This is a genomic window from Paenibacillus sp. MT86 (assembly GCF_058792535.1).
This window is the reverse complement of sequence record NZ_CM179499.1, coordinates 3330546-3343739: the sequence shown is the minus strand read 5'-3', so window position 1 is coordinate 3343739 and position 13194 is coordinate 3330546. Positions and strand designations below refer to the sequence as shown.

The following is a 13194-nucleotide window of genomic DNA, read 5'->3' as shown; positions in this document are numbered from 1 at the left end:
AGATTCAATCGTCTGATTACAATTCATCTAATCTAAAGGCTTTAATCAAACTCTCAATTAATTCAGTCTAATATCGTCATTAATCGATCATTTTGTTCAAGTTTGTTTAGTTTCGTTGGTTCTTAATCGATTTGATTTTTATTAATGCTCAATTGAACTATTTTGTGCTTGCTTGTTATCATCCATCATCCTAATTTTTTATTAACCCTCCCCTCTCTACATCTTAATGATTTACCATTATATGTAATTTAATCCGCCTTGAAATATAAAAAAACCGGCCATATTCGGTCGGTTTTTCTCCCGCATGATCGGGACAATGCACGATTCACATAATATTGGAATATATTGTGCTGTTCGGCTCATATACTCATCATGATTAGCCCGTCTCGTCAAAGTCAGGGACAACTGTAAGTCAACCACGCTTATCAAACCCATGCACCTGTGCAGTCCCCTCCTGTTTTTACTTCAGATTCGCAGACCACTTCTCGGCACGAGCCTGCAGATCATCCAGAAACTTCTGAATATCCGGAGCATTACCGGACGCTGCCTGGCTGATAAATCCGTTTATGGCTGGAGCGATGTCGCTCATATAGAACGGATTGGCTTCATCCATGAGCTCGGAGTGGCCGACTTCCGCGATCTCAAGTGCCTTTTTGACGAATTTGTCTTCCGGTGTTACAAAATCGGCATTTTTTAGCGTTGGGGTACTGGAGAAGTTTTCATACATGTATTTTTGCGTCATGTAACTGGTCAAGAACTTTAACACTTCCCATGATGCATCCACATCTTTGGCATTTTTTGCCATGATGAACGGGTCAACCGCCACCCATCCTTCGCCTTTAGGACCCATGTTCAGCACAGGCTCAAAACGGTCCAGCAGCTCCTTGTTCTGCTTCGACCGGTATTCACTCATCGTGGAGCCGCCGGTGGAATCCAGCGCGATGGCGATATTGTTTTTCTCGAGTCCGAAGTTCTCTGCACCCTGGGCATTCACGAACCCGGCCGGCGGCAGCTGTGCGGCTTCCTTCAGCCATTCCATCACTTTGACCATTTCCGGCGTATTCAGGTGCCACTTGATGTTCTTGATGTCCTTCAGCGATCCTTCCGCTCCTTTGGCGCCATATGCAAGGGTTAATGCAACAAAGGTAGATCCGTTTAATGAGTTGCCGCTCCAATACAAACCGAAATTGTCTTCACCGGTTTTCGGGTTTTTGCCGGTCATTTGCTTGGCTTTCTCCAGAATTTCATCCGGTCCCGGCTGTGCCGAGAGTGTTTCAACGCCCCAGTCTTCAAACAGCTTCTTATCATAAATCGTCATCCGGCGGCCAAGCACGGCAGGTATCCCAAATTGTTTGCTTCCGTCCGGCGACTTGGTGCTGTAGGAATTATTCATAATGCCTTCCAGATAGATGCTTGGGTCAAACGAAGTATCTTTTGCAATCAAGTCGTCCAGGTCACGCAGCAGCCCTTCCTGGTACCATTGCGATGCAAAGGCTCCCCCGGTATACAAGACATCCGCATCGCCGGAGAGCAGCATGGCCGTTTGTTTGGCTTTTACGTTCTCCCAAGGGATTTGATAAACCTCCAGCTTGATGTTCGGATACATTTTTTTGAACGTTTTATCCAAATATTCGTTGAGCCCGATCGTCGGATTGCCTGTCAGCGCATCGATCCCGTTATCCAGCTGCCAGCCTGCCAGCGCAACGCGAACCGTTCCTTCCATATCCGATACTTTTTCAATTGTAACGCCGCCTGTCACATCTTTACCTGAACTGCCTGAACAAGCGGCCAATGTAAACACCAGCACGAATGACAGGATCAGCAGCACAGCTTTTTTCATCACGTCAACACCCCCGCATAATTTTAGCTTTACTTTCTGAATTACTGCTTGATACCGGACAGCGCAATGCTTTCGATAATATAGCGCTGCAGGAACATATAGACGACGATAACCGGAATGAGGCTCGTGGTTGTGGCCGCCATAATAATGGATGGCTGTTGGTTAATACCGTTGTTGTACGTAAACATGGCTAAACCGATCTGGATCGTGTACTTGGCAGCCGATTTCAAGATCAGCAGCGGCCACAGCATATCATTCCATACGCCCAAGAACAGCAGAATGACCATGGTGGCGATAATCGGCGTACACAGCGGCAGATAAACCCGGCTGAATACCGTAATTTCCTTGGCTCCATCCAGTACGGCCGCTTCCCTTAAACTGCTGGGTAATTGATCAAAGAACGCTTTGGCTAAAAAAGTACCGAACGCATAGTTCATGGCCGGCAAATAAAATGCCAGATAATTGTCGACCAACCCGAGTTTACTGAACAAAAGATACTGCGGAATCATGGTCATTTCGAACGGAATCATCATCGTGCTTAGCGCCAGCAGCAGTACGAAATTAGCTCCTTTGAAGCGAAGCTTGGATAAGGCATAACCGGATAATAATGCGGACAACGAGCTGATGATAATGACCCCTGCGCTGACAAGCGTGGAATTGCCGATATATCGGAACATATTGATGTTGGTGAAAGCGGCTTCATAGGTTCGGATTGAAGGCTCCTCCGGCCATATTTTCGGCGGGAATGAAATATTTAACCGTGCGGCCCAATCGAAGCTCGTTACCAGCATCCATAAGAATGGCACAATCATAATGAATGAACCTACCAATAGGACCAGCGTTAGCATCAGCTGTGGAAGCGTGATTCGTTTACGGCGCACCGGCTCCTTGGGCAAGGCTGAACTGCTCATAGTTACCCTCCTGTCTTCTGGAATAAGGTTCCCCCTACGGATCCGAAAATGGATAATGGGATTAATCCAAGCTGTCTTTACGTCGGTTGAGCAGCATGAGGAACACGGTTAAGATGAGTATGATGACGAATAACAGATAGGATACGGCCGTAGCCAGCCCCATCTGCGAAGAGAGGAATGCATTTCGGTAAATATACAGCACCACGGTCATCAAGCTTCCCCCAGGATTACCTGCGGTTCCGCCGATTAACCATACATCCGTAAACCGCTTCATTCCGCCGATGGTTCCCATGATGAGCATGAACACAAAGATCGGACGCAAGTATGGAATCGTTATATACCACCATTTCCGGTACGTGCCTGCACCGTCGACCTCGGCAGCCTCATAGAGATCCCGCGGGACGCTTTGCAAACCGGCCAGAAAAATAATGGTGTTATATCCTAGTGCACCCCACAAGCTCATCATCACGATACTGTAACGCGCGACTTCCGGGTTCGTGAACCAGCCGACCGGATCGATGCCGAACAAACCAATCACGAAGTTGATCAGCCCTTCCTTGGACGGAAAAAACAAGAAAGAGAACAACAAGCTTGTAGCAACGCCGGATACGACGTTAGGCAGAAAATAGACCGCTTTGAAAAAATTGCGTCCCAAATGCCATTTCAGATTATTAATCAGGCTTGCCAGAACAAATGAAAGCGCGATCCCTAGCAATACGGACCATATTCCCATGACGAACGTATTTGTAAGCGCTTGCCAAAATAAGGAATCCTCTAACGCGTAACGATAGTTGCTCAGGCCCACCCAGTTTCCGGATAAATTGAGCCCGGATGTCTGATGAAAACTCATAAACAGTGCGGCAAACATGGGATAAATGGCAAATACGATGACGCCGATAATCAGAGGGGCGCTGAATAGATAGCCCATCCAGTCATTGCGCGTAAATCTGAACTTTCGTTTTGCCCATTTTCCATGTTCCGCAGTCCATTTCCCTTCTGGGGTGGATGACAAACCGATCCTCCTCCTTTCGTTAGTAACCGGATCCATTCCGGCAATCGGACAAGACGTTCATGTCCATTCTGTACATGGTTATGTGGATGAATCCGGATTATGTGTTATTCTTTTTTTCACAGACGTGAATGAAAGATCAACACCTTAAAGCGATTCTTTATCGGCAGTGTATGCAGCTGCCCGCTTCCGGGTGTATGCCTAGGTTGAACCCCATATCGATAAGCATAAAAAAAGCACAGCCTCCAATAGGCTGTGCTTTTTATATTCAAAGTGCTTAAACTTCGATAATGATGGGTAGAATCATCGGCCTTCTCTTGGTCTCACTGTATATGAATTTGCCGACATGGTCCTTCAAGGTTTGCTTGATCAGATTCCATTGGGTGGATCCGGTTTCAGTCAAATCCTTCATTGAAGACGAGACGATATCATGGATCTGACCCATGAATTCCTCCGAATCTTTTACGAAGATAAATCCCCTGGATATAAGCTCGGGCTTGGCCACCATCTGCTTTTCCGATTTGCTGAGCGTGGTGACGATAATGAGCATTCCGTCGGAGGACAGCTGCCTGCGGTCCCGCAAGACGATATTGCCTACGTTGCCGATCATCAATCCGTCCACCAGGCTGTTGCCTGAAGGGATTTTGGGACCTAACGATGCCATGCCCTGCTGGATTTGTATCGTGTCGCCATTCTGAACGATAAACACGTTCTCATTCGGGATTCCCACGGACTCGGCCAGCTGACGATGCTGATAGAGCATTCGGAATTCACCGTGAACGGGGATCAAATAGTCCGGTTTCATCAAAGTGAGCATCAATTTCAATTCTTCTTGGCTGCCATGTCCGGATACATGCATCCCTGAAGTCGCACCCGATCCATAGATGACTTGGGCTCCCAGCACATATAAATTATCGATGACATGAGCCAGATTCCGCTCATTACCCGGTATCGCCCCTGCAGCAATAATGACGGTATCGCCCGGCAGAATCTCGATATGGGGATGCTTGGAGTTGGCTAGCCGTGATAAGGCTGCCATAGGCTCTCCTTGACTTCCCGTGCATAACACGGCGATTTGGTCCGGCGGATAACGCTCGCTGTCTCCAGCATCGATCAGCAAATCATCGGGCATGTTGAGATACCCGTGCTCCTTGGCCACCGCAACGACATTAACCATGCTCCGGCCGAGCAGAATCAATTTCCGTTCCGTCTCTACCGCGGCATCGATGATCTGCTGGACACGGTTGACGTTCGAAGCGAATGTGGAGATGAATACCTGCTGTTTGGCCTGGGCGAAAGCCTCCAGGATATGACCGCCAACCAAGCGTTCCGAAGGGGTAAACCCGGGTCTTTCGGCGTTTGTGCTTTCCGATAGCAGCACCTTCACGCCCTGCTTGCCGATTTCTGCCATTCGGTGTAGGTCAGGATAAGGTCCCTTCACGGGAGACATGTCGAATTTAAAATCTCCCGTGTGGACGACATTACCTTCCGGAGTTTGAAAAACGATGCCCACGCAATCCGGAATGCTGTGACTGGTCGAAAAAAAAGAGGCATGGATGGCACCCGCTTGAATAGTGGAATTCGCGTCGATCGTGTGAAGCTCGGAATTACGCAGAATACGATGCTCTTTCAGCTTGATTTTAATCAGCTCAATCGTAAGCTTCGTCCCATACACAGGGATCGGCAGCTGCTTCAGTAAATAGGGAATTCCACCAATATGGTCTTCATGTCCATGAGTGACGACAAGGGCTCTGACCTTATCCGCGTTGTCCAGCAAATAGGTGAAGTCGGGAACAATCAAGTCGATGCCGGGCAGGTTTTCGTCAGGGAATTTCGAGCCGCAATCAATCACCACAATATCTTGATCGTACCAGCAATTTTTGTTCAGCTATATTCATGGCTAGGTTGCCTCCTTGTCTCTACTCGCCTAGATCCATATCTTTCAAGGCATGATGTTTCTTCTATATTATTGAAGTTCTCGCAAAACTTATGCACCGCGGGTAACAATGGTTTCGCCAGTCGTGATGCAGGGTAACGACAGAAAACCCGCCGATCTCAAACGGTATGCCATTTGTCTTTAGCGATTTCAGTTGCAGCCAGATAGGAATTCAGACCTCAGACTTCTTTAAAAGTTGAAAAATGAAAAAGACTGCCGGATAATCGGCAGTCTTTTGAATATAGCGCAAGTCGCGTCTTACGAATGCTTCCCCTGTTGTTTAGGAGCTTTAACCGGCTTATCGTTAACGCTGACAAAGATCGGATTAGAATAAAACCACAGGTCGCTGTAATTCCGTTTATTAATTTCCGCAAAGCGCTGCTCGTTGTCTTCGATGTCCGTTTTCGGATCCATGAGGGGATCGCCAAGGTGGGTTTCTCCGTCAACATTCACGCCAAGGTTCGTCCCTCTTAACCGGAAATATTGGTCCTTCGTTGCTTTCGTCCGATAAGTGATCACGTTGTATCCATCCCGATCGGTTGTCCAATCCTTGCTCGTAAACCGTTTCACCACTTTGGTCGAATCGTTGGTGCTCTTGCTGTATGCCGCCGTACCTGGTTGTGCTTTACCGGTGACATCACCCGAGATCAAATCGACATGATCCACGGCTACGGAGTCGCCGTTGTTATTTTGTTTCGGACTTTTGAATCGGATCGTAATTTCGATAGGATTCCCTTGTTTCACTTGAAGTCTACTCCCCATCTCGGCCTGCTTATTTCCATGGCGAACGCGGAAATCCAAGGCGTTGATTAAATCGCCGTGCACGGAGAACGATTGGCCTGAACGCATGCCGTTCAGCACGCTTTGCATATCCTTTCCGTTCACCCATGTGTAATTTTTGGCGTATTGTCCCGGCCAATAACCGCTGGAGTATAAACGGTTGTCACTAATCTCAAAATGAGAATCCGAGTTCGCAAAGTTCCAGAATTCGCGTCCTTCGCCGAGCAGCGCATCCCATACGCCGCCAACTTTGGCAATCATGTAATCAGCGCCGCCGTAGGTTCTGTTTTCCGGCGTAGTTAAATTTAGTCCGCCACGATCCGGTTCCATCTGATTCCCGGGCATTCCCTCCATCCCGAATACGACATTCGGCGCGATGTTGTTGAAATCCCGTATGTCAGCGATCGTATATACGGTTTTTCTGGAAGGATGATTGAGCAATGCATAACTGCTGTTGGCGTAGTTTTTTTGGAGCCAGGCCAGTGCCGTTCGGGCATCTTCGGACGTCGTGTAGGCCCGGCTGTCTGTTTTTTTCCAATCGGCGACTTCTTTGGGATCAAACATCGCTTCATCTCGATCCGTAAATAGATACTCGAACTGACGGGCTGCCCTAAGGCTCGCCTCTGAACCGAACGAGCCTGCTATAATGCCGACTCCCACATGTTCGTATGTAGGCATGTCCCATTCAAAACCCGAATAGATAATGTTATTCTTGTATTTCCCTGCTGCCTGGAGCTGCTGGATCTTAGGGATCTGATACTGCGCCATTCCTTGGGAGAACGGAACAGGTCCGCCGGCAAGAGGATTCCCCTCATCATCCCGTTTAGAAACTCTAAGATGGTCCGAAACGGCGATCCAATCCAAACCGTACTTTTCGAACCCGTTGTCCAACAATTCCTGCAAGGATTGACTGGCATAATCGGACTGATACGTATGCGCGTGATACTCCCCAGTCATCCATTTGCCGTTGCTTTCCGGCTTAAACTTACCCCCATCCGCCTTCGCATGAACAACCATGCCTTGCGAAAGGATGGACAAGCTGAGCGCCAAAACCATGATGGTTTTCTTCTTTAGCTGCATTTCATGGCACCTCCGAGTTGATATCAATCGTAAAAACTACTTAAGTGTAAGCCTTCTTGATTAAGAGAATGTTATGACAAATCGATACATTTGTAAGAATAGTCACCGTTATCTTATGTTCAATAAAATAAATAAGCTCTCGGCTGTGTAACTCGAAATAAGTAAGGTCATCATCCATTAGGTTACATATATTATATTATGTAAACCATTATTAAACAGAATGACTACAACCTGCATTCGGTGTAGTCATTTCGATGAGCTTCTTCTAAGATTACATTTCTTTGGATAAAGTTCGACGTACCAACTTAACCTGTCCATTCACCCCCGAAGGCAAAGCATTCTTGCCATACAAGTTCTCCAGCGTATTGGCTGCACGGATGGCAAGCTGATGGATCCCCTGTTCCACATACGGCGTTATATTCCAATGATACGGCGGCCACAGCCGGATGCCAGCGCTTGTATCATTCACATATAGGCAAGCTGTCTCCCTAATATCTTCGGCTTCCAGCCATAACTCCTCGTCCGGCGCTAAGTTGACCTCAGTCAGGTCTACCTCCTGGAAGTAATCGCCCGCTCCCGCATAATAAGGATAGCCGGCAGAAGCCCAAGAACCAAACATATGTTCCGAACACGCATTTAACCTCACCCCATCTTCTATTTCAAACGGCCCAATCAAATAGGCTGGGAATGAAATCGCCGGCATCGGCTCCAGTAAGGAAACCGTCAATATCTCGAGCTCGTTCTCGCCCGTCACCAAATGAGCCGTGATATCTAGGGTAGCATAGTTTGAATCCTGCCAATCGGATGTCTTCAGCGCATTCTGCCTGACGCCATTCACGAAGATTTCAACATTGCGCCTGCGCTGCAGGAAGCCGATATGGGCCGGTATTTTCTGCTCCACATCGTCCAGAATCAACTCAAGCCTCGCTAATGGATGGACATCTGGTGGATACGATTGATCTCCGCCATTCGGAGAATGCAATTGTTCGATCAGTGCCTGCGTCACGGTAAACGTTGTACGGTACGTGTTCACTTGCCCAGGCATCGTGGCGTTCATCCTGGAGTTTCGGTCATTCAGCGTGACCTGCCACTGGTCCAGTAATAAAACGTTGGGTTCAAGAGACTGAAAACGCCACTTATCTTCGAGAACGATAATATCCTCGGTTTTTTGCATCTTGCCGAACGTTTGTTCTATTTCGTTAATTGAGCACTCCTCAGGACCAACCGATAGAACTCGCAGTTCTCCAGGTGCATAGGTAAGAACGGAATCGCCTACTAACCGTCGAATGCTCCCGCTTTCCAAGTCCCACTCTTCCATAAGGTTCCCGGTTTCTCCTGCATCAAGCTTCATGGAAACGTTATGCTCCGCCCAGTTCATAAACCATACAAATACACGGTCACCGAACACACGTTCTACATGGATCAAATCCTCATATAGTCCTTCAATCAGCTTCCATCGTAAGGCAGCAGTTTTCTTTAATAACCCGCTTACCGTTTCACACAAGTGCTCGAGCAGATCTGGTGCCTGCTCCTTAATACGGCCTCCGGACATCTCTGGATCGGCAAGTATCCGCTTTTCTCCGGAATCGAGATGATCCTCGATCAATGTGTCTTCGTGGTCCTTGTCCTCCAACGAATAAAATAAAGCTTGCCCTTTGCCAACGGGGCGTAAAGCCCCATGCTGAGGATTCGGGCTAAAAAGCTCATGCATTTGCTTTGCCAGCTCCGGGTCCTGGCGCACGGACTCGCTATGCCGCGGAATTGCCCCTACGGCAACCAGCGTTCCGCCTTGCTTTACATAGGCAACCAGAAGAACGGCAATGTCCCTTGACATGACTTCCACCTCGGGCATAACCAAAACCGAATATGCGTTCCCGTCACCACTGAATCGCACCCCTTCTCCATCAACAAGGGCAGCATTACGAAGCTGACATTCATCAACATAGTCATAATCAATGGAATGGCGCAGCATGCGATCCGACAAAAGCGAGAACAAGGTATCGGATGAAGGAAACCGGTTAGATTGCCCCGATGCGAACATATTTTCGCACACCGATTGAATAGGCGATAATAGAAGAACCTCCGCGGTTCGTTTTCCGCTTGCGCCGAGCAGACTCAATCGACCGAGATAGTCGGCAAAAGCACGATAATGCGGCCAATGCGGCGCATGTTTGAATTCCGTGGGAGGAAAATCGGTTTTCCGATACCCTGCAAACGAATAATAGAACGCATGCGGGATAAACAGATTAACGCCCAGGAAAGCCATGAAATTGGCATCGAGCCGCCTTTGACGCATGGAATAGCCGTGACCGCTGGCACCAAAGGCCTCGCAGATCACGCGTTCTTTATTATCGAGCCCGGCTACGGAAGCCGCCGTCTTCACGGACACGATCCGGTGCGGATTCTCCTTCGTGCCGATGCCGGGCGTCAAATAATCCACGCCTGCATAGTGGTACTGCTGCAGGACGCGCGTCTGGTTGCCTTGCGACCTGGCTTGCCCCCAGACCGGCTCCTCCAGCGTATGACCGATGTACAGCAGTCCATGCCCTTCGCACCATGAGGAAATCGCTTGATGATACCCCTCCACATACCAGCGCGTAATCGTATCATAATATTGCTGTTTCGTTGCCCGGCTGCCGTCTGCCATGTTATATAGCAAAGCTCCTAATCGCGGGATGAGATCATACCCGTTCTCTTGCCGGTACCGCTCACCCATTCCTTCAGACCAAGCAAAGACCATGCCAGGCAGGGTAGCGCCTACATCGTGAACAGCCGTCCGGATCGCTTCCACCCCGAAGAACCCGTCGTGGATCATGAGCCCCGGCTCGTCGGTAAAGACGCCTTGTATCGTCGTTCCGAAATATTTCTGCAAAGACAGAAACGGTTCATAGGCCATCCGGATGAACGCCTGGACCGCCTCCGGATTCAACGTATCCAAGTAGTACCCATTGGCAAACGTGATGCCTTCCGCAATTTCGCAGGACCAGCAGGCCAGCACGACATAAGAGTCTTCCGCATTCGGAGGCGTCCAATCCCGTCCCCATTCATGCGTGAGGTCCTCGGATTCTTCATGGAGCAGCCATTCCCCGTCAGACTCGACGGCACGATAGGCCAGAATGGCAATCAGCTCATTATTCTCATATCGTGCAAAATCCAGCTTCAAGCTTTCTTGCCCGGAACCGGCGTAACAACGCCTTTCCTCCACTCTTAAGTAACGCATGCGATATTCCGGATGCTGTCGCGTCAGCTTGCCGCCCACCGTCCCGCTTGGCCAATTATCCTCATCGTACAGCCAGACGACCATGTTGCGTTTTTGGCATTCCACGGTGCAGAATTCCAAAGCTTCCATAAAAGCCTGCGAGAGGTATGAGGCTTGCATTCCATGACGCGCATGCAGAACAACGCCTCCGACGCCCGCTTCAAACATCGATTGAATCTGGCTTTCCAGCTCAGCTTCCTCGAGCTCGTGATTCAGAAACCAGAATGGCTGCGGGCGGTAGGTTGCGTCCGGATTCTGGAATTGCTGCTTCAACCGCATGAGATCCATTTCGATTTCTTCCTTAACATGAAGACTGTTCACACACATCACCTGTCTTTGTTCGAATTTGAACTGGCTCCTGACATGAGTAATCGAATGAAGAATCCCCCGACGACGGAGCGATTCTGGAAGTTCATTTGCTTGCCGCTGATGGTGTCATACCAATCGGTCACCGGAACTCGAGCGGAGGTTTCATTCATGAAATCCCATAGGGGCGCGATCATGGACTCAAACCCGGCCTGCGTGGTACTCATGGCTGCACACCATACCAGCCAATCGGATTTCGTATACGTATCGCGGCTGTCCAGGGGAAGGCCGTAACGGTTCTGTAGATGCTGGTAATACTCCAGTTCCCGTGCAGACACTTCTGTTGGAAACAGGTTGAACTCCAGCAGCCGATCCCACACCAAATTGTATTTCATGCTCCAGGAATCGCCGGCGCTGTCGAACGTAAGCTTGTAATGGTCGCCGGCATCGGCCATGGACATCCATTCATTCGCCATGTTCCGTGCAGCTTCGTGATAAGCTCCGCCTTCCGGGAGGCCGAGCCGATCGCACATGTAGGAGTATGCGGCAATGCCCAAGATCGCCTTGATGGACAGATTAGCATTATGCGCCAAATGTCCGGCGAAGTCATCCGTGCACAGCTGATTATCCGGATCGAGTCCATTCTTCAGCAAATACCCAGCCCATGCGGTAAGGGGCTCCCAGTGCTCCCTGGCAAACTCGGCATTTCCTTCATACTTGCATACCGCAGCCGCCATCAGGAGCATATTACCGCATTCCTCAATCGGCATCTGGTATTCCAGCTTGTTCTCGCCATACACTTGACCGTTGGCTTTCGGGTACGTGCCCACGTCATGGGGCGCAAAATCGAACGTCCATTCATCGCTCATCGCATACTTAAAAATCGGACGCATCATGCCCTTGATCAGTTCAGGGTTATATCTCAGGAACAATGGAATCGACGGGTAGCTGACATCGACCGTGGCAATGCACCCGTTGCTGAAATTCTCCTTGGAGAAAAACAACACGCGGCCCGCTTCGTCGGCAACCAGTTTATGCGCGGCAATCGCCTGCCGATAGGTCAGCGCCAAAATATCCCGGTACCGATTGCCGCCTGCGGCTTGGCTTTCGGTCATGAGCTCGCGGTTAAATCCTTCGCATCGCCGCATGATCGTTTCATACTGATCGGCTGCCGCTAACAGCATGTCATGGAAGGTCCATCCGTTTCGCTTCCAATAAGCATCCAGCGGCTTGCGGAAATATTCGATCGCATGGATATCGTCATACGCCAGCATCAGATATTCGGATACCCATTCATCCCCGACGGTCCCGCATTCGATTTCGGCTGCCATGACGGGAACGTGATCGGAGACGGAGCGCGGCTTCTGCGCATCATCTTGGGAAGGTAATTGACCTGTCCTAACATACTGCTCCCGGGTCGTTACCGAATGAATCACCGTCTGTATCCGCGATGAACGCGGCACCGCCAGGACCATATACCCCCAATCGATTCGGGTGTCATCACCGGCAAGCTGCAGGATCGGCTGTTCGACAGTCCCCATCGACATCGCATTCAATCGTCCGTCGATCACGCGGTGCTCCCAGGTCACCTGCTGATCCGGGGTATGGACGCACCATTCGCCCGTTACATCGATGTAAATCTTAACGTCATGCGCTTGCCCATCCAATGAACGCACGTGAAAGGTCAGATAGGTGACGGGCCGGGATAACAGATCGAGATCGTCCAGCAAAAGCGGGGTGGTAAACTGAACTTGAAGTTCAATGCCTTCCCCTTGAAACGTATACCGGGTCGTTACGGGCTCAACCGTCAGATCGGTTTGCTCAAGCGCTTCAGGCTCAAGTTGTTCTGTCGGCTCCTGCGTGATAACTCTTCCCATGAATCGTCGCGGTACGCCATCAATGATGGCTACTCCCGTCATGCCCTGAATCTTGTTCGTCCAATGCCGGGTATGGTCGTCATACAGACGGTCCGCTGCGGACCATACGCTGAAATAAGGATCTACGGTTACCAGCGGCACGGATGGGGGTCTGAAATTCGTTGTCATCTAACGTCAACTCCTTCATGTCTTCTTT

The 13194-nt window shown here is 49.6% G+C and carries 6 protein-coding genes and 1 pseudogene; all 7 read right to left on the bottom strand.

Features of this window, described 5'->3' with window-relative positions:
- Positions 1-460: 460 nt before the first annotated feature.
- On the bottom strand, positions 461-1840 hold the full coding sequence (locus AC3RCL_RS14755; RefSeq protein ID WP_192572647.1) for an extracellular solute-binding protein: 1380 nt from the start codon (positions 1838-1840) through the stop codon (positions 461-463).
- Between the two features lie 41 nt (positions 1841-1881).
- Positions 1882-2751, bottom strand: coding sequence for a carbohydrate ABC transporter permease (locus AC3RCL_RS14750; protein ID WP_036663034.1), 870 nt, complete (start codon positions 2749-2751; stop codon positions 1882-1884).
- A 61-nt stretch (positions 2752-2812) separates the two neighbouring features.
- A complete protein-coding gene (locus AC3RCL_RS14745; RefSeq protein ID WP_492536034.1) occupies positions 2813-3763 on the bottom strand; it encodes a carbohydrate ABC transporter permease in 951 nt (316 codons plus the stop codon).
- Positions 3764-4037: 274 nt separating this feature from the next.
- Positions 4038-5630, bottom strand: a pseudogene (locus AC3RCL_RS14740) (ribonuclease J); the annotation flags it as partial.
- Between the two features lie 324 nt (positions 5631-5954).
- On the bottom strand, positions 5955-7556 hold the full coding sequence (locus tag AC3RCL_RS14735; RefSeq protein WP_492536032.1) for a CehA/McbA family metallohydrolase domain-containing protein: 1602 nt from the start codon (positions 7554-7556) through the stop codon (positions 5955-5957).
- A gap of 271 nt (positions 7557-7827) precedes the next feature.
- Positions 7828-11142, bottom strand: coding sequence for a glycosyl hydrolase (locus tag AC3RCL_RS14730; RefSeq protein ID WP_492536363.1), 3315 nt, complete (start codon positions 11140-11142; stop codon positions 7828-7830).
- Positions 11142-13166, bottom strand: a complete 2025-nt coding sequence (locus tag AC3RCL_RS14725; RefSeq protein ID WP_492536030.1) for a glutaminase family protein — start codon at positions 13164-13166, stop codon at positions 11142-11144. Before AC3RCL_RS14725 ends, AC3RCL_RS14730 begins: the two co-directional genes overlap by 1 nt.
- Positions 13167-13194: the final 28 nt, after the last annotated feature.